General features: G+C 65.9%; 21 protein-coding genes. 4 read left to right on the forward strand and 17 right to left on the reverse strand.

What is annotated here, in order from left to right; genetic code table 11:
- Positions 1–39 precede the first annotated feature (39 nt).
- Positions 40–975: a LysR family transcriptional regulator gene (locus tag CEY08_RS08160; RefSeq protein ID WP_042795479.1), complete on the reverse strand. Its 936-nt coding sequence runs from the start codon at positions 973–975 to the stop codon at positions 40–42.
- Between the two features lie 291 nt (positions 976–1,266).
- Between CEY08_RS08160 and CEY08_RS08165 the strand changes: the two genes are divergently transcribed.
- Positions 1,267–2,607: a DUF3100 domain-containing protein gene (locus CEY08_RS08165; protein WP_042795478.1), complete on the forward strand. Its 1,341-nt coding sequence runs from the start codon at positions 1,267–1,269 to the stop codon at positions 2,605–2,607.
- Positions 2,608–2,671: 64 nt separating this feature from the next.
- Here the strand turns inward: CEY08_RS08165 and CEY08_RS08170 are convergent, their stop codons facing one another.
- The 11 genes from CEY08_RS08170 to CEY08_RS08220 form a co-directional block, all read right to left on the reverse strand.
- The gene (locus CEY08_RS08170; protein WP_076817227.1) at positions 2,672–3,175 is read right to left on the reverse strand and encodes a hypothetical protein; all 504 of its coding nucleotides are present in this window, start codon (positions 3,173–3,175) and stop codon (positions 2,672–2,674) included.
- 198 nt (positions 3,176–3,373) lie between these two features.
- Positions 3,374–3,973 (reverse strand): glutathione S-transferase, encoded by a 600-nt coding sequence (locus CEY08_RS08175; protein ID WP_063639361.1) that lies wholly within the window; start codon positions 3,971–3,973, stop codon positions 3,374–3,376.
- 25 nt (positions 3,974–3,998) lie between these two features.
- Positions 3,999–5,705: an FAD-dependent oxidoreductase gene (locus tag CEY08_RS08180; RefSeq protein WP_063639362.1), complete on the reverse strand. Its 1,707-nt coding sequence runs from the start codon at positions 5,703–5,705 to the stop codon at positions 3,999–4,001.
- 5 nt (positions 5,706–5,710) lie between these two features.
- Positions 5,711–6,439 carry an SDR family NAD(P)-dependent oxidoreductase gene (locus tag CEY08_RS08185; protein ID WP_063960430.1) on the reverse strand — a complete coding sequence of 243 codons (729 nt, stop codon included), beginning with the start codon at positions 6,437–6,439 and terminating at the stop codon, positions 5,711–5,713.
- A gap of 9 nt (positions 6,440–6,448) precedes the next feature.
- Positions 6,449–7,201, reverse strand: coding sequence for an SDR family NAD(P)-dependent oxidoreductase (locus CEY08_RS08190; RefSeq protein WP_042795473.1), 753 nt, complete (start codon positions 7,199–7,201; stop codon positions 6,449–6,451).
- A gap of 19 nt (positions 7,202–7,220) precedes the next feature.
- Complete coding sequence (locus tag CEY08_RS08195) at positions 7,221–7,940, reverse strand: ABC transporter ATP-binding protein (RefSeq protein ID WP_042795472.1); 720 nt, start codon at positions 7,938–7,940, stop codon at positions 7,221–7,223.
- A complete protein-coding gene (locus CEY08_RS08200) occupies positions 7,933–8,697 on the reverse strand; it encodes an ABC transporter ATP-binding protein (protein WP_063960428.1) in 765 nt (254 codons plus the stop codon). The genes CEY08_RS08195 and CEY08_RS08200 overlap by 8 nt, the downstream gene beginning before the upstream one ends.
- Complete coding sequence (locus tag CEY08_RS08205) at positions 8,694–9,692, reverse strand: branched-chain amino acid ABC transporter permease (RefSeq protein ID WP_076817229.1); 999 nt, start codon at positions 9,690–9,692, stop codon at positions 8,694–8,696. Before CEY08_RS08205 ends, CEY08_RS08200 begins: the two co-directional genes overlap by 4 nt.
- Positions 9,689–10,591 carry a branched-chain amino acid ABC transporter permease gene (locus CEY08_RS08210; protein ID WP_076817231.1) on the reverse strand — a complete coding sequence of 301 codons (903 nt, stop codon included), beginning with the start codon at positions 10,589–10,591 and terminating at the stop codon, positions 9,689–9,691. Before CEY08_RS08210 ends, CEY08_RS08205 begins: the two co-directional genes overlap by 4 nt.
- Before the next feature lie 67 nt (positions 10,592–10,658).
- Positions 10,659–11,870, reverse strand: coding sequence for an ABC transporter substrate-binding protein (locus CEY08_RS08215; protein ID WP_042795469.1), 1,212 nt, complete (start codon positions 11,868–11,870; stop codon positions 10,659–10,661).
- Between the two features lie 82 nt (positions 11,871–11,952).
- A complete protein-coding gene (locus tag CEY08_RS08220; RefSeq protein ID WP_063639367.1) occupies positions 11,953–12,747 on the reverse strand; it encodes an SDR family NAD(P)-dependent oxidoreductase in 795 nt (264 codons plus the stop codon).
- A gap of 205 nt (positions 12,748–12,952) precedes the next feature.
- Between CEY08_RS08220 and CEY08_RS08225 the strand changes: the two genes are divergently transcribed.
- A complete protein-coding gene (locus tag CEY08_RS08225; RefSeq protein ID WP_042795467.1) occupies positions 12,953–13,630 on the forward strand; it encodes a GntR family transcriptional regulator in 678 nt (225 codons plus the stop codon).
- A 76-nt stretch (positions 13,631–13,706) separates the two neighbouring features.
- Here CEY08_RS08225 and CEY08_RS08230 read toward each other — a convergent pair whose 3' ends face one another.
- Entirely contained in the window at positions 13,707–14,357 is a 651-nt protein-coding gene (locus tag CEY08_RS08230; protein WP_042797417.1) for a carbonic anhydrase, read from the reverse strand.
- 187 nt (positions 14,358–14,544) lie between these two features.
- On the reverse strand, positions 14,545–14,883 hold the full coding sequence (locus tag CEY08_RS08235) for an FxLYD domain-containing protein (protein ID WP_042795466.1): 339 nt from the start codon (positions 14,881–14,883) through the stop codon (positions 14,545–14,547).
- A 360-nt stretch (positions 14,884–15,243) separates the two neighbouring features.
- On the opposite strand from CEY08_RS08235, the gene CEY08_RS08240 reads away from it, so the two are divergent.
- Positions 15,244–15,579 carry a PsiF family protein gene (locus CEY08_RS08240; RefSeq protein WP_042795465.1) on the forward strand — a complete coding sequence of 112 codons (336 nt, stop codon included), beginning with the start codon at positions 15,244–15,246 and terminating at the stop codon, positions 15,577–15,579.
- A 148-nt stretch (positions 15,580–15,727) separates the two neighbouring features.
- Here the strand turns inward: CEY08_RS08240 and iaaH are convergent, their stop codons facing one another.
- Positions 15,728–17,203, reverse strand: a complete 1,476-nt coding sequence (iaaH, locus tag CEY08_RS08245; RefSeq protein ID WP_063639368.1) for an indoleacetamide hydrolase — start codon at positions 17,201–17,203, stop codon at positions 15,728–15,730.
- A gap of 91 nt (positions 17,204–17,294) precedes the next feature.
- The gene (locus CEY08_RS08250) at positions 17,295–18,065 is read right to left on the reverse strand and encodes a class I SAM-dependent methyltransferase (RefSeq protein WP_076817233.1); all 771 of its coding nucleotides are present in this window, start codon (positions 18,063–18,065) and stop codon (positions 17,295–17,297) included.
- Positions 18,066–18,180: 115 nt separating this feature from the next.
- Between CEY08_RS08250 and CEY08_RS08255 the strand changes: the two genes are divergently transcribed.
- On the forward strand, positions 18,181–19,017 hold the full coding sequence (locus CEY08_RS08255) for a helix-turn-helix transcriptional regulator (RefSeq protein WP_076817235.1): 837 nt from the start codon (positions 18,181–18,183) through the stop codon (positions 19,015–19,017).
- Positions 19,018–19,032: 15 nt separating this feature from the next.
- Here CEY08_RS08255 and CEY08_RS08260 read toward each other — a convergent pair whose 3' ends face one another.
- Complete coding sequence (locus CEY08_RS08260; RefSeq protein WP_042795463.1) at positions 19,033–19,710, reverse strand: GntR family transcriptional regulator; 678 nt, start codon at positions 19,708–19,710, stop codon at positions 19,033–19,035.
- Positions 19,711–19,747 lie beyond the last annotated feature (37 nt).

Consider the following 19,747-nt stretch of genomic DNA (forward strand, 5'->3'; position numbering starts at 1 on the left):
TAGGCTGCCGCAGGTCGGGGAAACAGATGCAGATCCGCCTTACTCGACCGTATCAGTCGCCGGCGCGGCAGTGGCGCCGATGCCGCGCACGATGTGGTCCAGCAGCTCGCGCGCGGCGGGCGAGACGTGGCGGCCGGCGCGGCTCAGGACATGCAGACTGCCCTGGTTGAGGATGGGATTGGCCAGCGGCAGGCTGGCCAGGCGCTGGGTGCGCATGTCGGCCGTGACGGCAATGGGTGGCGTCAGGGCGTAACCGATGCCGGCGGCGGCGAACTGCCATAGCGCCTTGAAGGAGGATGTGGTCAGCACATTGCGCAGCCTGACCTGCTCGCTGATTTCCGCGGCCTGGATATGCTGGCGCACGCCGAAGCCCTCCTGCATTGACGCGCCGGGATAGTCGGCCAGGTCGGTCAACAACAGCGGGCGGCGCAGTTGGGTCAGCGGGTGATCCTCGCGGACGATGGCGCGGATAGGTTCGGGGCGCGAGTAATGGGTGCGCAGCCGGGCATCATTGGGCGGTTGGAACACCAGGCCGATATAGGCGCGGTCGTCGACGATGCGTTGCACAATCTCGGAAGTGCGGGCAACGTCGATATCCAGGGTGACTTCTGGATGGCTGCGCCAGTAACCGGGTAGCACGCGTTCGAACATCAGTTCCACGAAGCCCTCGCCCAGCACCAGGTCGATATGTCCCCGCTCGGCTTTGCGCAGGCTGTCGATCTCGGAGAAGAAGCTTTCCTGGATATCTTGCTGGCGCTTGATGTAGCGGGCCAGGATGTGGCCCGCGTCCGTCGGGACCACGCCGCGTCCGCGGCGTTCGAACAACGCGATCCCGCAATCGCGCTCCAGCGCGGCGATGGCGCGGCTGACGGCAGAGGGGTCCATGTCCAGCACTTCGGCTGCGCCGCGCACCGACCCGCGGCTCATGACCTGCATGAAGTAGTGAGTGCGTCGGGCGTCGAGTTTTTCGTCCATGGCGGAGCTCCGTGAGAGGAGTGCGGCGGCAGATCCACAGATACAAATAAGGGTTTACCCTTATCAAAATTGGGATCATGCAAAATTTTCCCTGGAAAAGCCTGTCCGTTGCATTTTACGCAACGTTTATGCGCCAACCCTGTCATGGTTGCTCGCGGAACCCCCGGCGAAAATCGCCCCTGCTGCGCGCGCCGTCGCCGCCGCCGCGTTGCGACGCCCTTTCCGGGCGCCGGCCGGCCGGGATCGCGGCGGGCAGCCACGACGACTATTCACGTTCATCAGGGGAATCCGATGTCTCACGCCAGCGCCAGTCTGGCCGCGCCCTCCATGCCGCTATCCGGGCGCATCCGCATGCTCGCCGCCATCCTGCTGGTGGTTGTCATCTCCGAAGCGATCGGCAGCGCGACGTTCAACGTCGGTCCGGGCAAGATCATTTTGCAGCCGATGCTGTGGGCTATTTTCATCGGCGCCATCGTCGCCGCCTTCGGCCAGCGCCTGCCGGCCGGCCTGGGCATCGACACCGCCATGCAGACGCGCATCAGCGGCTATCTGCAGTACGCGCTGCTGCCGTTCCTGGCCAAGCTGGGCCTGATGGTGGGCGGTGCCCTGCCGCAGGTTCGCGAAGCCGGCTGGGCCCTGGTGTTCCAGGAGTTCGGCCACTTTTTCGGCACCATGGCCGTCGGCCTGCCGTTGGCCTTGTTGCTGGGCATCAAGCGCGAAGCCATCGGCGCCACCTTCTCGGTGGGCCGCGAGCCCAGCCTGGCCATCATCGGCGAGCGCTACGGCATGAACTCGCCTGAAGGCCGCGGCGTGATGGCCGAGTACATCACGGGGACCGTGATCGGCGCGCTGTTCGTGGCGCTGATGGCCGGCTTCATCACCAGCCTGAACATCTTCGATCCGCGTTCGCTCGCCATGGGCGCCGGCGTGGGCTCGGGCAGCATGATGGCGGCCGGCGTGGGTGCAATCGCGTCCCAGCAGACGCCCGAAGTCGCGCACCAGGTGGCCGCCCTGGCCGCCGCGGCCAATCTGCTGACCACGGTGGTGGGCGTGTATTTCACGCTCTTCATTTCGCTGCCGACCACCATCTTCCTGTACGGCAAGCTGGAGCCCATCCTGGGCCGTTTCTCGCGCGGCAAGGCCGAGGCCATCGCAACCGAAGACGAGGCGGCCGCTCAAGAGGCGCCGGCGCATGGCGTCAAAATGGGCTTCGGGGACCGCCTGACCGCCTACGTCATCTGCGGCCTGTTCGCGCTGGTGGGCAACCGCCTGGGCTACAACGTGCCGTTTGCCGACGCCCTGCCGGGCATGGGCATCATCATCCTGCTGGTCGTCATCACGGATCTGGTGCTGCGCGTGGTGCCCAAGCTGCCGGCCGTGTTCGTGCTGTCGCTGATCGCCATGACGGCGGGCTGCCCCGGCGTGCTGCCGTACTCGGACCAGATCATCGCCATGGTCGGCAAGGTAAACTTCCTGCCGTTCACGACCGTGATCCTGGCCATGGCCGGCCTGTCGATCCTCAAGGACCTGCCGGCCTTCCGCAAGCTGGGCTGGAAGATCGTGGTGGTGTCCCTGGCCGCTAACGCGGGCACCTTCCTGGGTGCGACCATGATCGCGGAATTCTTCCACTGATCGCGTGCCTGCGCCTTGATGTCAGAAAGCCGCCTGTGGTCAGGCGGCTTTTTTTATTGTTTGCTCAGGGTGCGAAGCGCGGACGATGCCGGGCGTCGTCCGTGACGTTCTCGGTGGCGCCGATGTTGGCAACCTTGGGGATGCCCAGGCCCGCAGCTTTCGCGGCCACGGCCGTCTGCAGTTCCTGCACCTGCGGATTGCCCATGGCGATGCGGTAGGCTTGCAGCGGCATCAGCCCTTCGATGGTGCCCAGGTCATTGGCGGATCCGGCTCGCTGCGTCACGGGATCGGGCGGCGCGGTGAAATCTTCTATCGCGCGGCGCATGCGGGAATCTGCATGCAAGTCGCGCAGCGCGTCCGTGTTGGGGGCGCTGAAGACGTTCAGGGGCAGCGGCAGGCGGTCCCTTTCGCGGATGGCTGCCGCGGCGTGCGCGGCGGCGGCTCGCGCAGCCTGGACATCGGCGACGCGCCGGGCTTCAGGAAACGGCCGCGTGGCGTCCAGCGCGGCAGAGCGCGTCGGGTAGGGGGCGTCAGCCCGGTGGATGGCGGAGATCGCAGCGACGTCCATGCGGTACCCCTTCTAGTGACAGCCGGCGGTTCAGCCGGCCCGGCAGATTCACTGTAACAGCTGGGGACGATCATGGCGAAAAAAAGCCCCCGCGTGGGCGGGGGCCGAGCGACGCTGCCCAAGGGCCGCGCCGTACCGGGCAGGCGATGGCCAGGGAGCCCGGCGGGTTCTCCCGGCCCCGCGCCTGCCCAAACCGGATCAGGGCTTGGTCGCCTGCATCGACGGACGCTGGCTGAAGGTTTCATACCAGGCGGCGGTGGCCGGGTGGCCGGCGCGCCAGTCCAGGTCGGGGAAGCGGAAATCCAGGTAGCCCAGCGCGCAGCCGATGGTGATGGTGCCGATGTCCAGGCGGCCTGCCAGCGCGGCGGCGTTCTTCTCCACCAGCGCGAGGCCGTCGCGGACCTTGCCCAGCTGGCCTTCGTACCAGCCATCCCAGCGCAGGGCTTCGGGACGCAGCACGGTTTCATAGCGGGCCAGCAGCGCTGCGCCCAGCATGCCGTCAGCCATGGATTGTTCCGTCAGCACTTGCCACCGCGCCGGGCCGGCCGGGAACAGCGCGCCGCCGCCCAGATCGTTCAGGTATTCGCAGATGACGCGGCTGTCGTACAGGACTTGGCCGTCGTCGGTGATGAAGGTGGGCACCTGGCCCAGCGGGTTGCTGGGGATGATGGTCTGGTCGCGCGCGACGGGGCCGGCTGCGCTGGGCAGCTTTTCGATGCGCTCGGCCAGGCCGAGTTCATGGGCGATGACCATGCATTTGCGTACGAACGGCGAAGCGGGCGAGTAGAAGATTTTCATGAGGATCCTTGTCGGTGGAGAGGCGTCAGTGTTGTGCATGGGCCAGATGTTGTCCAGCAATCCAGCCGAAGGTCAGGGCCGGGCCCAGGGTGATGCCGGGGCCGGGATAGGCGCCGCCCATCACGGACTGCATGTCGTTGCCGGCCACATAGAGGCCCGCAATGGGAACGCCGAGGGCGTCCAGCGCCTGGGCATCCGGACTGGCGGCGATGCCGCAGGCCGTGCCGATGTCCCCCGGATACACCTTGACTGCGTAATAGGGGCCTGCGGCCAGCGGTGCGAGGCAGGGATTGGGTTCGTGCTCCGGATCGCCCAGATACCGGTTGTAGGCGGTGGAGCCTTTGCCGAAGTCCGGGTCGCGGCCCTGGGCCGCGTGGGCGTTGTAGCGATCGACCGTGGCCTGCAGGGCATCGGCGGGCACGGCCAGCCGGGCGGCCAGCGCCGCCAGCGTGTCGCCCTGAAGCAGATAGCCGGCATCGATCAGATGCTGGCGCGGCCTGCCTCCCGGTAACGCAAGGCCCAGGCCCCAGGTGTCGATGAAGCGTTGGTCGCAGATCAGGAAGGCGGGAACGCTGGGCACCGTGTCATTGCTGCGGTACATGGCCTGCACGAACTCATGGTACGAGGTCGATTCGTTCACGAAGCGCTTGCCCGCGCCATTTACCGCAATGAGGCCCGGTTTGGCCCGGTCCCATACCAAGTGCGGATAATGCAGGCGCTTGCCGTCCGGGGATTCCAGCAGGGAGACTGGCGCCCAGAACGCCGGGCTGGCATGGCCTGTGCCAAGCGCCGCGCCTGCGGCTTCGGATAGCCGGATGCCGTCGCCGGTATTGTCCTGCGGCGACATCGACCACTGATCGGACGGCTTGGGATAGGTCTGTGCGCGGCGCTCCGGGTCCCAGGGGAAGCCGCCTGTGGCCATCACCACGCCGCGCCGGGCGCGGATGTTCAGCGTCTTGCCATTGCGCTGAACGGCGGCGCCCAGCACGCGGCCGCTCGCATCACGGTGCAGCGTCAGCGCTGGCGTGTCGAGCCAGTACTCGATCTTGCGCGCCAGCAGGCCGTGGAACAGTTGGGCGGCCAGCGCGTTACCCAGTAGCAGCCGGGTGCCGCGGTGATAGCCGCGGGCGCGGTCCAGGGCGTAGCGCAGCACCAGTTTCATGCTGTGGCGCCAGGCGGTGAACGAACGCGTCGCGCCCAGCAGGTGGCGCACGTCGGTGATGTTGACCATCATGCCGCCCAGCACTGTGAATTCTTTCAATGGATCGCGCAGCAGACGGAACTTCCGGCCCAGCTTGCGGCCGTCGAATTCCAGTGGATCCAGCGAGCGGCCGCCCATCGCGGCGCCGGGCAGGTCGGGGTAGTAATCGGGCGAGGCTGTGCGCGCGGCCACATCCAGGATGCCGCGCGACACCAGGTAGTCCATCATGCGCGGGCCGGCTTCCAGATAGGCGCGCTTCATGTCGTCCGGCGCCGCCGCACCCACCGTTTGCTCCAGATAGGTCCAGACCCGATCGAAGCTGTCGGGATGGCCGGCGCCCGCACTCTGCGCGTTCAGGGGAATCCACAGGGCGCCGCCGGAGATCGCCGTGGAGCCGCCGATGCGGCCGGTCTTCTCCACCAGCAGCACGTCCAATCCTTCTTCCCGCGCCGTCAGCGCCGCGGCCATGCCGCCCGCGCCCGAGCCGACGACCAGCGCGTCGACTTCCTTGTCCCAAGTGATGCCTTCCATGCTGCCTATGCTCCCGAGCCGCCCAGCGATTTGCCGCCGTCCACGAAGATGACCTGGCCGGTGATGAAGTCCATGTGCGGCGCGGCCAGGAAGGACACGGCATTGGCGATGTCTTGCGGCTGGCCCGCGCGCCCGGTGGGCTGCAGGGACAGCTGGGCCGCCAGGCGCTCGGGCGTCAGGTTGCGCAAGAGCGGGGTATCGATGAGACCGGGGGCGATGGCGTTGACCAGGATGCCGCGCTGGGCGAGCTCCATGGCCGAGGCGCGCGTATAACCCACCAGGGCGGCCTTCGATGCCACGTAATGCGGATGATTCTTCGCGCCCAGGTAGGCGCGCGATGCGATGTTGACGATCTTGGCGCCCGGCGCCATGTCGCGCGCGGCTTCCTGTGTCAGGGTCGCCACCGCCAGCAGGTTTACGTCGAAGGCGCGGCGGTAGTCGGCGCTGTCCACTTCGAAGAACTTGCGCTCATCGAAGAGTCCGGCGTTGTTGACCAGCGCGGCCAGGGGCGCGAGCGACCGCGCCAGCGCTCGGGTAGCGGTTTCGTCCGTCAGGTCCACCACGCGGTATTCCACGTCCAGCCCCTGCGCTTGCAGCGCCTGCGCTTGTGTTGCGGCCAGCTCCGCGTTGCGGTCGGCCATGACGACGCGAAAGCCGTCGCGCGCCAGCCGTTCCACGATCGCAAGGCCCATGCCGCTTGCGCCACCCGTGACCAATGCCGTTCCCAGATCCATGATGTGTCCTTATACGGCGAGGTAGCCGCCGTCCACGGGCAGCACTACGCCGTTGACGTAGCTGGCCATGTCCGAAGCCAGGAAAAGAACCGGGCCCACGATTTCGTCGGCCCGTCCCGCGCGCGCCATGGGGGCGCGCTTCATGTACCAGTCCGTGCCCTGTGCCTGCGCGCGCTGGCCCGCGGTCATCTCGGTTTCCATCAGACCGGGGGCCACGGCGTTCACGCGCACGCCATGCGGCGCCAAGTCACGCGCCAGCACCTCGGTGAACGAGCGCACGCCGCCCTTGGATACGACGTAACCCGCGGTTGAGATGCTGCAGCCGTAGGCCACGATGGAGCACAGGTTGACGATGGCGCCACGCGTGGCCTTCAGCTGCTCGACAAAAGCGTGCGTGACGTTGAAGGTGCCTTGCAGGTTCACGCTCATCAGGCGCTCCCAGATCTCGGGCGTGTTCGGATCGTCGAAGGGGGCGCGGGCGGAAATGCCGGCATTGTTGATCAGGATGTCCAGGTTGCCGTGTTCGGTGGCGGACCGCTGCGCGTAAGCCCGGACTGCGGCCGCATCCGTCACATCCAGCACAGCGGGCAAAGCCTTGCCGCCCGCGCCGCGGATGGCCTGTGCGGTGGCCTCGGCCAGCGCCGCGTCCACATCCGCCACGATCACGGCCGCGCCCTGGTTGGCAAAGCCTTGCGCAATGGCTGCGCCCAGGCCGCGGCCCGCGCCCGTGACGAGCACCCGCTTGTCTTGCATCGATATCATGATTAGTCCTTTCGGCGCCTCAGGCGCCCAGATAGGCGCGCTGCACGCCTTCGTCGCTGGCCAGCGCGGCCGACTCGCCTTCCAGGGCAATTTCGCCGTTCTCGAGGATGTACGCGTAGCTGGACACCGACAGCGCCAGCTTCACGTTCTGTTCCACCAGCAGGATGGTGATGCCTTGCTCGCGATTGAGCCGCAGCACGATGTCGAAGATCTGCTCCACCACCAGTGGCGACAGCCCCATCGACGGTTCGTCCAGCAGGATCATGCGAGGGCGCGCCATCATGGCGCGGCCCGTGGCCAGCATCTGCTGCTCGCCGCCGGACAGCGTCGCGGCCTTTTGTTCGTAGCGTTCGCGCAGGCGCGGAAAGGTGTCGCACACCATCTCCAGGTCCTGCTTGACCGCGGCGCGGTCGCTGCGCAGGTAGGCGCCCATTTCCAGGTTTTCGCGCACGCTCATTTCACGGAAGATCTCGCGGCCTTCCGGGACCTGCACAATGCCGCGCCCCACGATGGCATCCGCCGGCAGGCGGTGTATGGGTTCTCCGGCGAAACGCACGCTGCCCGCGGTTGGCGCCACCAGCCGCGAAATCACATTGAGCGTGGTGGACTTGCCAGCGCCGTTGGCACCCAGCAGCGCAACGATGGCGCCTTGCGGCACCTTCAGCGACACGTCCTGCAAGGCGCGGATGTTGCCGTAGGCGGCGGATACCGCGTCGACTTCAAGCAGATAGTCAGCCACCAGCGGCTCCCTTGCCCAGATAGGCTTCAATGACCCGGGGGTTGCTGCGCACCTCCGCGGGCGTGCCTTCGGCGATCTTCTCGCCAAAGGACATGACGGTGATGCGATGCGAAATCGACATCACCAGCTGCATGACATGTTCAACCAGCAGCACCGTGATGCCGTCGCGCTCGCAGAGCTCGTTCAGAAGACGGTCCAGCGTTTCGATTTCGCGGTTGCGCAAGCCGGCCGCCGGTTCGTCCAGCAACAGCAGCTTGGGCGATATCGCCAGGGCGCGCGCCAGCTCCAGCATCTTCTGGCGGCCGAAGTCCAGGCTGCATGCCGGCGTGTCGAGGAAATCGGCCAGCCCCACGCGCTCCAGCAGATGCTCGACCCGTTCGCGGGTTTGCGCCGCAGCCGGCCGCAGCAGTTTCCCGGTGCTGTCGGCGCCATGGGCATAGGTGCCCAGCAGGGCGTTCTCGCGTACGGTCAGCGCACCGAACAGCTCCAGGTTCTGGAAGGTGCGGGCCACGCCCAGCGCCGCCATTTCGTGTGGCTTCTTGCGGGTGATGTCCGCGCCATCGAACAGGATGCTGCCGCTGCTGGGCCGGTAGTAGCGGGAGATGCAATTGAATGTGGTGGACTTGCCCGCGCCATTGGGGCCGATCAGCGCATGGATGCGGCCGCGTTCCACCTGCATCGACAAGCCGTTGATGGCGGTGAGGCCGCCAAACTTCACGGTCAGGCCCTGGACGTCCAGATAGGGATGGTTGCTCATGCCGCGCTCCTTTGGGTCGGCTTGGCCGCAGCCTGGCGCGATGCCGAGGGCAGAGGCGCGGCGGGAGATGGCGCGCGTGCGCGCGCGCCGCGGCCAGCGAACAGGCCTTTGGGCGCGAACATCATGAAGCCCATCAGGATGAAGCCGTAGATGATTTCCTGGAACGACAGCGCCTGGCGCAGCAGTTCGGATATCAGGCCGAAGACCAGCGCGCCGGCGATGGCGCCGCGCACCGAACCGATGCCGCCGACCACCACCATGGTCAGGATCAGAATGGTGGTCTGGAAACCCAGGCTTTCCGGATGGATGAAGGAGGCGAAGGTCGTGTACATACCGCCGGCGATGCCGGCATAAGCGGCGGACAGGGTAAAGGCGGTGCGCTTGATGGCGTTGATGTTCACGCCCATGGCCTGGGCCGCGACATCGCTTTCCCGTACGGCACGGAAGGCCGAGCCAAGCTGCGAGCGTGACAGGGCGATGGTGGCCCATAGCAGCAACGCGGCAATTAGCACGACAAAGGGATAGGCCTTGGCATCCGACACCAGCTCGTAGCCGAACAGCGTGGCGGGGGAAATCCGGAAGCCGTTCGATCCGTTGGTGACAGATTGCCAGTTCAGGAAAACCCATTGCATCGCTTCGCCGAAGGCGAAGGTCGACAGTGCCAGGTAGATGTCCCGCATGCGCAGGGCCAGCGCGCCGATCACATAGCCCAGCGCGGCGGCCAGCAGCCCGCCCGCGATGATGGAAATGAAGAAAGGCGGATGCCAGAGATTGTTGATAAGGCCGGCGGTATAGATCCCCACGCCGTAGAAGGCCGCGTGCGACAGCGCAAACTGTCCGGTTTCGCCGATGACCAGGTGCAGGCCCAGCGCCAGCACCACGAACACCATCAGCAGGTTCACCACGTAGATGACATAGCCGCTGGCCGCGAAGGGCAGGATGGCCAGCACGACGGCCATCAGCGCCAGCAGCGCATGGTCGATTTTCTTGCTCATACTTTCTTCACCTGCAGTTTTCCGCCCAGCAGTCCTTGCGGACGCAGCAGCAGCACGACCATGATGGCGACGAAGGGCGCGACCACGATGGCATTGGTAGAAATGAACAGCCCCACCAGGTTTTCGGCCACGCCGATCACGAACCCGCCCACCACCGCGCCGGGCAGGCTTGTGATGCCTCCCACGATGGCGGCGGCATACGCCAGGATGGCGATGTGGCCGATGTCTGGGGTGATGAGGATCTTCGGCGTGATGAGCAGTGCCGCGACCGCGGAGATCAGCCCGGCCAGCGCCCATACCAGCATGCGGATGCGGGTCAGGTTCACGCCCACCAGCCGGGCGGCTTTGGGATTCATGCCGACTGCGCGCATGGCGCGTCCCACGCGGGTGTAGGTGAACATGCAGAAGAGCAACAGCATGACCGCCACGGCGACCGCGAAGATCACCAGGTCGAGCTGGGTCAGCACCGCGTCGCCGATGATGATGGCGTCGGTCGAGGCCAGCGGCGGCAGCGAGCGCGGCGTGTCGCCCAGGCCGGTCTGGCGCACCAGGCCTTTCAGCGCATAGGCCAGGCCCAGGGTGGCGATCACCATTTGCACGCCCACTCCCTTGGAAGCGATGACGCGTTCCATGACGACGCGCTGGAAGAGGCCGGACAAGACGGCCACTGCTACGAGCGTGATGGGAATCACGGCCAGGTAGGGCCAGCCCATTACCAGGGTAAGAAAAAGGGCGATGTAGCCGCCGACCATGAAGATTTCGCCCTGGGCGAAATTGGGCACGTCGGTGGTTTTGAAAATAATCACTACGGCGACTGCCAGCAGCGCGTACACGCTGCCCGTCACCAGTCCCGACAGCACCCCCTGCTGCAGGAACAGCCAGATATCGGCAAAGCTCATGATGTTCTCCGGCAGCCCGCGCGCTGCTGCGCCAGCGCGCGGGCCAGACCCGTCGCGGGCCGCTGGTTTACTTCTGGTACTGCCAGACGCTCTTGAAGGCGCCGGGCACGAGCGACATGTTGGTGCCGTCGAACTTGATGTAGATGGCGGATTCCTGCGCGGCACGGTCATTCGGGCCGAACTCGATCGGGCCTGCCATGACGCCGGAGTCGAACTTCATGGTTTCAAGCGCCTGCAGGACTTTTTCACGCGTGGGCTGCGGGCCGGCGGCCTTCAGCGCGTTGACCACCGCCATGGCCGGCGGCAGGCCGTAGGGCATGTAGGTCTGCGGATGCCCCGGCTTGGCGGCCAGGTCGGGGTAGGCCTGCTTGTACATGTCATACACCCAGCTCAGCTTGGCGCCGCCCGGCATGTCGGACAGGACTTCCTGGATGTAGACGTTCTTGAAGGCGTCCTTGTTGCCGACGTTTTCGACCAATTGCTTCAGGTCGGCCGTGCCGTTTACCGCCAGGACGATGGGCTTGTTCCAACCCAGTTCCTGCGCCTTCTTGATGATGAGCGCGGCCGGACGGGCATACGTGGTCAGCAGCAGCACGTCGGCATTGGCCGCGCGGATCTTCAGCATGGGCGCGGTCACGTCGGTGATATTGGGATTCACCGACTGGACTTGCAGGGCCACTTCCCCCAGCTGCTTGACCTGGGCCTGCGCGGCTTCCAGGTTCCAGCCGCCATAGGCGTCGTCATGGTTGATGTAGCCGATTTTCTTGGCCTTCAGTTGCTCGGCGGCGAACTGCACCATCGAGCCGCCGACGGCGTGCTGCGAAATCGAGAACGCGCCATAGATGTATTTGGATGGCGGATAAAGCGCGCCGTCGCCCGATGCGTTGAGCATGACGAGCGGAACCTTTTCGCGCTCGACATATTCGCGCGAGGCCACTACCGCGGCCGAGCAGGATCCGCCGTTCAACAGGAAGACCTTGTCCTGTTCGTTCAGCTTCTTGACCGCGGCAACCAGGTCGTTGGCATTGCAGCGGTCATCCTCGATCACCAGCTCGATCTGGCGGCCATGCACGCCGCCTTCCTTGTTGACCTTGGCGTACCACATCTTTGCGGCGTTCAACACGTCGAAACCATAGGCCATGCCGCTGCCGGACAGCGGCGCGAAGAGGCCGATCTTGATGGTTTTGTCGGTGATGCCTGGTTCTTGCTGCGCGTGCGCGCCGGTGCTCAGCGCCCATGCGCACAGCGCGGCGGCTGCGTAGCGACTGCGATTCTTCATCTTTGTCTCCCGTTCTTTTTAGTGCGCGCCTTTGTTTGTGCGTGGCGCTTTGCTGCGTTGCCGGCCTGGCCGCCGGAGAGCCTTACTGCATGCGGTAGCCGCCGTTGACGTCGATGACGCTGCCGGTGATGTAGCCGGCTTCCTCGGATGCCAGGAAGCGCACGGCCGCGGCCACGTCGTCCACCGTGCCGATGCGGCCCAGTGGAATGGCTTGCGCTGCGGCGGCCAGGGCCCCGCTGCTGGTTACGGTGCTGCGCAGCATGTCGGTGTCGATGAGGCCCGGCGCAATGCCATTGACGGTGACGCCCAGGTGCGCGGATTCGCGAGCCATGGCCTTGGTCAGGCCGAGCACCGCGGACTTGGCCGCGATGTAGGAAGCGCTGGAGCGGTAGCCGCCCAGTTGCGCCGCCACCGAGGTGAACGTGACGATGCGGCCGTGCGCCAGCGGCGCGGCCTCGCGCCGTCGCAGGTACGCGCGGCCGCAAAGAAAGACGCCGCGCGCGTTGACCGCGAAGCTGCGTTCCCAGATGTCCAGGGAGGTGTCCTTGATGAGCGGACGTTCGCCGTTTTCCTGGAACAGCAGCAGACCGGCGGCGCTGACGAGCACCGCAATAGGGCCATGCTGTGCTTCGATCCGCTCGAAGGCGTTGTCGACAGAGGCTTCGTCGCTGACGTCGAAGGCGTGCGAGGCATGCGGGGCGCCCAGTTCATCTGCCACGCGGCGAGCGCGCTCCGCGTCCAGATCCGAAACCACGACGCGCAGGCCGGCGCGTGCGAGCTCATGGCAAATGCGAGCGCCTATGCCGCCGCCGCCACCCGTGACGAGCGCAAGGCGGGAGGCCGGTGCCGTGCTGGCCGGCGTGGATACATTGGACATGCTGTCTCCTGGTAGCGTGCTGTCCGCCTAGGGGTGGGACATGGCCGCGGTGTTGAATTTTTTGCGATTATGTATACATGGGTGTGGTGCAGGTATAGGGGCTTACCCTCGGTGTCGCTTGATTTACATCGTGTTTTACGGAGATGTTCCGAAATTCACATTGCGTTCTGGCACCCTATGTATTCTTCATGTATACAATGCCGCTATGGACACGCTATCTCAACACGTTACCGACACGCTGCGGGACTGGGTGCTGCACGGCAAGTTCAGCCCTGGCGCCCGCCTGGAAGAAATCCCGCTGGCGGAAAAACTGGGGGTGTCGCGCACGCCGGTGCGCGCCGCGTTGGCCACACTGGGCAACGAGGGTTTGCTGGAGCATCTGCCCAAGCGCGGCTATACGGTGCGTGCGTACGACATCGGTGAAATCGTGGCGGCCTACGAGGTGCGCGCGGCGCTGGAAGGGCTGGCCTGTCGCCAGGCCGCCATGCGCGGGTTATCGAACGATGCCGTCGCGGTATTGAAGAACTGCCTGGACGAGGGGGATCGGATCCTGGGCAAGGGGGTCTTGCTGGCCGAGGATCATCTGCCGTACCAGCAGGTGAACATCACCCTGCACAACGGCATCCTGGAAGCGGCGGGCAACCCCTGGGTGCGGCGTTTTGCGACGCAGGCGCAGGCCATCCCCTACGCGTCGGACCGGATCATCCTGTGGGAGGACCACGGGATCATCTTGCGATCGCACGACGACCATCACCGCATCGTCAATGCGATCATCGCCCGCGACGGCGCGCGGGCCGAGGACCTGATGCGCGAACACGTGTATTACGCGGGCATCATCCTGAAGAACAACTACGAAAGGCTGGCGCAGGCGTACCGGGTATGAGGCAGCCTGGCCGGCCGCGCCTAGCCGGCCGCGCCTAGCCGGCCGCGCCTAGCCGGCCGCGCCTGGCCGGCCGCGTCTAGCCAGCTGCCGGCGCTTCCAGGCAGGGCTTGAATTCGCCAGTGGCGGGGTCGCGCAGGTACAGCAGGCCGGTGGCCACGCCGAAGTAGGTGCCGTGCAGTTCCAGATCGCCCTTTTCCACGCGGCGGCGGATGGACGGGAAGGTCATCAGGTTGTTCAGGCTGTGTTCGACCACGGCCAGTTCCAGACGCTTCAGGTTGGCTTGGCGGTCGCCCGTGCCGGGACCCAGGCGTTCGGCCACGGGTTCGATCTGCGACATCCACTTGCCGATGAAATCGCCCTTGGTCAGGGGCTTGGCGTCGTCGAAGAAGGAGCGGATACCGCCGCAGGACGCATGTCCCAGCACGACGATGTGTTTCACGTTCAGGCCGTTGACCGCGAATTCGATCGCGGCGCTGGTGCCGTGGTATGAGGATTCCGAATCCGGGTCACAGGGCGGGACCAGATTCGCGACGTTACGCACGACGAACATTTCGCCGGGCCCGGCGTCGAAGATGACTTCAGGCGACACGCGGGAGTCGCAGCACCCGATGATCAGGATTTCCGGGTTTTGTCCCGATTCGGCCAGCTTCTGGTATCGGCTGCTTTCTGAAGGGAAACGGCCCCCCAGGAAAGATTGATAGCCTTCGGTAAGTCTTTTTGGAAACATGATCTTTTCTTCCTCGTAGCTGGAGCCAGGCGTGCTGGCGCGTCGGCGCACGCAACAAGGGGCTTCGTGTGGAAGCCCCTTTTATTGAGTCGACAAACGGAATTTTCCCATATTTGACCTTGCGCCACGCTGTCTAAACCCTGAAGTAATCAGGGTTTTTTCCGGCGGGCAGGCCGTAACGGAAAGCCTAGCGGGCGTCGACGTCCAACGCGGTGACGCGGGTGAATTGCAACGGGGTGACGGCCCGGATCTGCTTGATCTGGCCGGGCGCCAGCGGGCCGACGACATCGTCGCGCACGCGTCCGATTTCGCGGTTCTGCGCGTCGTACAGCACGAAAGTCAGCATGGCGCTGTTGATGTGCCTGGCAGATTGATTGGACAGCAGACCGGTGATGGCCGACACATTCTGGTTGACGTCGCGCACGGCCTGGACATTGCCCAGCGTGACGCCATAGACCAGGCTCTGCGCGGCGGCGGCGCCGGACAGGCCCGCAAGCAGCGCGAACGAAGCTAGGGCAAGTTTCATCGTGGTCTCCTGTACTGCCGCGCTGTCGGGCGCCGGGCGCCTGCAGGGCGGTCATCGCCATCTCTGGGTTGAGGCATGCTTATCTCACACCTTTCGCGTCCGGCGCACAACGGGGCAAAGGGATGAATGGGTAACAGGTTGCTCGGATTGGTCGCAAATTCGCCAGCGGGTCGGGCTTGCAGAGGGGGAAGCCGCCAAGCGGTTCAGGGCCCCGTAAGGCCTTGGCGATTCTTGACTTTCCGCGCTCTTGCGAAGGCGTCTGGATTGTTCGATCATGACCGGGCCGGCGATTGGGCCGGCGGATCGTGCGGCCCGCCTTTGCGACTGAATCCAGGCGCGCGGGCGCCAAGGGAGGAACCCATGCTTTCCCGTACCAGCCAATTGGCCTCGGCCTTTCTGTTGACCGCTTGTTTCGCCGGGGCAGCCCTTGCCCAAACCCCCGCAGCGCCTGCCCCCGCAAAGACGCCCACGCCGCAGCAGCAGCGCATGGCCGATTGCAACAAGTCGGCGGAAGGCAAGAAGGGGGATGAGCGCAAGACCTACATGAGCAGCTGCCTGAAGGGCGAAACAGCCGCGCCGGCCAAGGAACTCACGCCGCAGCAGCAGAAAATGAAGGACTGCAACGCCAAGGCCACGTCGCAGCAGCTCACGGGCGACAAGCGCAAAACCTTCATGAGCACCTGCCTGAAAGGCTGATGCCTCGGGAGCGGCATAGCGCCTGAGGCCCGGGGCAAGCGTCCGGTTTCCCAGCGTGCTCAAGCCATAATCTCCACCCAAAAAGACGCCAGCCTGTAGCAACGGCTGGCGCTTTTTCATGCAGTTGCCGCGCGCGGCGCTCAATCCTTCAACCGCCCGAGCGCCCGGGCCCTTGCAGCCGGCCCAGCACGCCTTCCAGCGCCAGACCGACCGCCAGCACCTTGCGGTCCTCGCCCGGCAATCCGTCGACCTCCAGTCCCACCGGCAGCCCTTGCGCCGACAAGCCCGCGGGCACGCTCAGCCCGGGCAGGCCGGCGTTGCTGCCGGGATCGACGTTGCGCGCCAGGCGGCCGAAGCTCTCGAAGCTGCTGGCGTCCGGCGTCGCGGCCATGGGCGGGATCGGCACGGTCGGAAACAGCAGGCCGTCAAGGGCATGGTCCTGGAATGCCCGGCGGTACACGTTGATAAGTTCGTCGCGGTGCGTCGTCATGGCGCGTTCATACAGGGGTTGCAACGGCAGCACTTCGCCCGTGGGCAGGGGAAGCACGCCCGGCACGATCAGCCCTTCAAAGATTCCTTTGACGTCCGCGCTGGATATCTGCGCGACGACTTGCTCAAAAGTGACTCCGGTTCCATAGCGGCTGAGATAGTCCGTCAGATCGGCTTTCTGCTCGTACAGGCAGACAGGCATGCCCACCGCGGCGTTGCTGGCCTCCAGGCCGGGCATATCCAGCTCCACCAGTTGCACGCCGGCCGCGCGCAGCTTGGCGAGCGCGGCGTCCATCACGTCCTGTACCTGTGGGTCCAGGTCTTTCCAGAAATAGCCGCACAGGCCCAGGCGCATGCTTGTAAGCGGCAGCGCGGTCAGGGGCTGGTGGTCACCCGTCAGCACGGCATCCAGCAGCACGATGTCGTCCATGCTGTTGGCGATGGGCCCAGGTGTGTCGCGGGTATGCGAGATGGGCGTAATGCCGGCGCCGTCATAGCGCCCGACGGAGGGGCGAAATCCCACCGCGCCGTTGACCGCCGCCGGCAGGCGCACCGATGCGCCCGTGTCCGTGCCGAGCGCGGCCGGCGTCAGGCGCGCGCCCACGGCAGCGCCGCTGCCCGAGGATGAGCCGCCGGCGATCAGGCTGGCGTCGTATGCGTTGCGCGTGCCCTCGCCGCGCGTGCCGGGGAAAGCGGTGTTGTAGCCCGACACGCCGAACGCCAGTTCATGCATGTTGGTCTTGCCCACGATGACGGCGCCTGCCTCGCGCAGGCGGCGGACGACCGGCGCGTCCTGGGCTGGCCGGAAGTTTTTCAAGGCGGGCGTGCCTGCCGTATTGGGCAGGCCGGCGACATGGATATTGTCCTTGATGGCGATGGGCACGCCGGCCAACGGCAGCGCGGCCTGGCTCGCCTGGCCCCTGGCCGCATCGCTGGCGCGGGCCTGGGCCAGCGCACCCTCGCGGTCCACGGTGATGAAGGCGTTGAGATCTTCCCGGGCGGCGATGCGATCCAGGCAGGCCTGGGTCAGCGCAAGGCTGGTAAGGCGGCCCTGCCGGATCTGGGCCGCGGCCTCGGCGACGGTCAGGTCCGCCAGCGACGCGGCGGATAGTGGCTGTTTGGACGTATCGGACATGGCGCTTCCTTACCTGTGCGGGATTCTGACGAACCCGTACCTATACAGGTCGGAAGGGACGCTGTCGAGCGGTCCCGGCGCCGGCGGCGTATCAGCCCGGTTTTCTCACCACGATGGTCGCCGTGTCGCTGGTGAAGGAAGCGTCTTCCTGCACATCGAAGTGGGTGCGCACCACGTCCGGCGCGATGCCGAACATATGGCGCAGCGCCGCGACCAGCGTGTCCGGGGTACGCATGCGCGTGACCCAGGACTGGAACTCCAGCGGCAGGCGGCGCGGCACCAGGCCCTGCAAAGTGAAGCCGGCCTCGGTCAGCATGCGGGTCCATTCGGCGACCGAGTAGTCGCGCACGTGCGAGGTGTCGCGCAGCACTTCGATGGTCTGCAGCCAGGTGTCCAACAGCGGTTCGCCCGGAGACACCACGTCGGCGAACACGGCGATGCCGCCTGGCTTCAGCACGCGAAAGGCTTCGCGCAGGCCGCGCCCGGCGTCCTGCCAGTGATGGGTGGAGTAGCGCGACATCACCAGGTCGAACTCGCCGTCGCCAAACGGCAGGTACTCGGCCTTGCCCTGGCGCGTGGCGAGATTGGCCAGCCCGCGCTTGGCGGCTTCGCCTGCAACCACGTCCAGCATCTGCTGGGACAAGTCATATGCGGTCACTTGCTTGACGCGTGGCGCCACGTGAAAGCTCACGTGGCCGCCGCCACAGCCCAAGTCCAGCAGCCGGGCTTCGGGATGCTGCGCGGCAATGTCGGCCATCTGCAGCAGGTCTTCGCCCTGGGCGTGTACGGCGCTGGTCAGGTAGGCGGTTGCGCGGGGGCTGAATTGGCGGTCGACGGCGGCGTCATGGGTGGTGGAGGTCATGGGAGTCCTTGGATGGCCGGGCCCGGCACGGATTGGGTAAGCGTTTGGAAGTGGCGGCCCAGGCGCTAAGATAGGCGGCCGCCCATACACGTACAAGCCCATTGCTCATCCTGGTATGACTACTTCCCCCCAGACGGCCGCCGCCGGCCACGAAGGTTCTCCCCTGCGCCGCCAGGCGCTCGGTGAATTCGTGCGCAGTGCCCGTTCACGCATCACACCCCAGATGGCGGGCTTGCCCGAAGGCATGCGCCGCCGCACCCCTGGGCTGCGACGCGAAGAAGTCGCCCAGCTTTGCGGCATCAGCGTCACTTGGTACACGTGGATCGAACAGGGACGGGAGGTGTCGGTATCGCCTTCGGTCTGGTCGCGCATCGCGGGCGTGTTGCAGCTGGCCCGTGCCGAACGTGCCTATCTGTTCGACCTGGCCGACTGCGCGGATCCGCAGCACGCGCGCGACGATGCCGGCGCGCCGGGTCCCTTGCAGGAATGCGTGAACGCGATCAATGCCCCGGCGTATGTGCTGGACCGCGCCTGGAACGTGCTTGCCTACAACGAGCCCCTGCGCGATCTGTTCGACAATTGGCCGGCGCGCGACGCTGAGCCCAATCTGCTGAGCTACATCTTCCTGGATCCCGCCGCGCGCGAGTTGGTGGTGGACTGGGACCAGCGCGCCCGCCGCGTGGTGGCGGAGTTTCGCGCCGATGCCGGCGCGCACCTGGATGAGTCGGCGGTGCTGGCGCTGCTGGACAACCTGAACCGGCAGAGCCCGGTGTTTGCGCACTGGTGGACGCGACATGCCGTGGTGGAGCGCGAAGGCGGCCTGCGCGAATTCCAGCATCCGCGCCGTGGCAAGCTCGCCTACCAGCAGATCACGTTCCGGCTCGCGACGCACCCGGATCTGAAACTGGTGATGTTGCTGGGAGCGGGCGGGGAACCCGCGGATGCCGGCTAGGCATTTGCCGGCGCGTTAATTCACGAGCCCGTGTTCCGTGAGATAGCGGATCAGGAATTCGCCATGGCCTTCGATATCGCGGCGGATTTCACGCACGACGGCCTCGGTATCGCCAGCTTCCAAGGCCGCGATGATGCCTTCGTGCGGATGTCCGTCGGGCAGGACGGGGAAGGGCGGGGTATAGAGGTACGACAGGTATGAAGCCGTCTGCACCCATAGATTCTCGATCATGAACAGCAGATGCGGCATCTGCGCGGCCGAGTACAGCGCGAAGTGGAAATCGAAGTTCCGGGCCAGTACCGGGGCCATCAGCTGTTGCTTGCGGCTATCCATCAGGCTGGCATGGATGCCGCGCAGTTCGGCGATCAGCGCCGGGGTTGCGTGAGGCACGGCGCGACGGGCGGCGAAGCACTCCAGTTCCAGGCGGATGCTGCGCAATTCCTGCAGCTGGGCCACGGTGAGTTCAGGCACTTTGACCGATTTGCCCGGGCTGAGCGTGAGCGCGCGTTCGGACACCAGTTGCAGCAAGGCCTCGCGCACGGGCGTCTGGCTCACGCCCAGCGTATCGGTAATCGAGCGCAGCGTAATGGTGTCGCCGGGCCGTAGCTCACCCATCATGATCTTCTGCTTGATTTCACGATAGATGCGGGCGGTCATGTTTTCCCGCTGCATCGGCGCCAAATTCATGGTCATTCTGTGTTCCTGGTCGGCCGGGCCGCGTGGGTCGGCG

This window comes from Achromobacter insolitus (genome assembly GCF_002209555.1).
GTDB lineage: Bacteria > Pseudomonadota > Gammaproteobacteria > Burkholderiales > Burkholderiaceae_B > Achromobacter > Achromobacter insolitus.

Coding starts and splice junctions, on each gene's coding strand:
- CEY08_RS08160 (WP_042795479.1), bottom strand. CDS start 975: ATGGACGAAAAACTCGACGCCCGACGCACTCACTACTTCATGCAGGTC.
- CEY08_RS08165 (WP_042795478.1), top strand. CDS start 1,267: ATGTCTCACGCCAGCGCCAGTCTGGCCGCGCCCTCCATGCCGCTATCC.
- CEY08_RS08170 (WP_076817227.1), bottom strand. CDS start 3,175: ATGGACGTCGCTGCGATCTCCGCCATCCACCGGGCTGACGCCCCCTAC.
- CEY08_RS08175 (WP_063639361.1), bottom strand. CDS start 3,973: ATGAAAATCTTCTACTCGCCCGCTTCGCCGTTCGTACGCAAATGCATG.
- CEY08_RS08180 (WP_063639362.1), bottom strand. CDS start 5,705: ATGGAAGGCATCACTTGGGACAAGGAAGTCGACGCGCTGGTCGTCGGC.
- CEY08_RS08185 (WP_063960430.1), bottom strand. CDS start 6,439: ATGGATCTGGGAACGGCATTGGTCACGGGTGGCGCAAGCGGCATGGGC.
- CEY08_RS08190 (WP_042795473.1), bottom strand. CDS start 7,201: ATGATATCGATGCAAGACAAGCGGGTGCTCGTCACGGGCGCGGGCCGC.
- CEY08_RS08200 (WP_063960428.1), bottom strand. CDS start 8,697: ATGAGCAACCATCCCTATCTGGACGTCCAGGGCCTGACCGTGAAGTTT.
- CEY08_RS08205 (WP_076817229.1), bottom strand. CDS start 9,692: ATGAGCAAGAAAATCGACCATGCGCTGCTGGCGCTGATGGCCGTCGTG.
- CEY08_RS08210 (WP_076817231.1), bottom strand. CDS start 10,591: ATGAGCTTTGCCGATATCTGGCTGTTCCTGCAGCAGGGGGTGCTGTCG.
- CEY08_RS08215 (WP_042795469.1), bottom strand. CDS start 11,870: ATGAAGAATCGCAGTCGCTACGCAGCCGCCGCGCTGTGCGCATGGGCG.
- CEY08_RS08220 (WP_063639367.1), bottom strand. CDS start 12,747: ATGTCCAATGTATCCACGCCGGCCAGCACGGCACCGGCCTCCCGCCTT.
- CEY08_RS08225 (WP_042795467.1), top strand. CDS start 12,953: ATGGACACGCTATCTCAACACGTTACCGACACGCTGCGGGACTGGGTG.
- CEY08_RS08230 (WP_042797417.1), bottom strand. CDS start 14,357: ATGTTTCCAAAAAGACTTACCGAAGGCTATCAATCTTTCCTGGGGGGC.
- CEY08_RS08235 (WP_042795466.1), bottom strand. CDS start 14,883: ATGAAACTTGCCCTAGCTTCGTTCGCGCTGCTTGCGGGCCTGTCCGGC.
- CEY08_RS08240 (WP_042795465.1), top strand. CDS start 15,244: ATGCTTTCCCGTACCAGCCAATTGGCCTCGGCCTTTCTGTTGACCGCT.
- iaaH (WP_063639368.1), bottom strand. CDS start 17,203: ATGTCCGATACGTCCAAACAGCCACTATCCGCCGCGTCGCTGGCGGAC.
- CEY08_RS08250 (WP_076817233.1), bottom strand. CDS start 18,065: ATGACCTCCACCACCCATGACGCCGCCGTCGACCGCCAATTCAGCCCC.
- CEY08_RS08255 (WP_076817235.1), top strand. CDS start 18,181: ATGACTACTTCCCCCCAGACGGCCGCCGCCGGCCACGAAGGTTCTCCC.
- CEY08_RS08260 (WP_042795463.1), bottom strand. CDS start 19,710: ATGACCATGAATTTGGCGCCGATGCAGCGGGAAAACATGACCGCCCGC.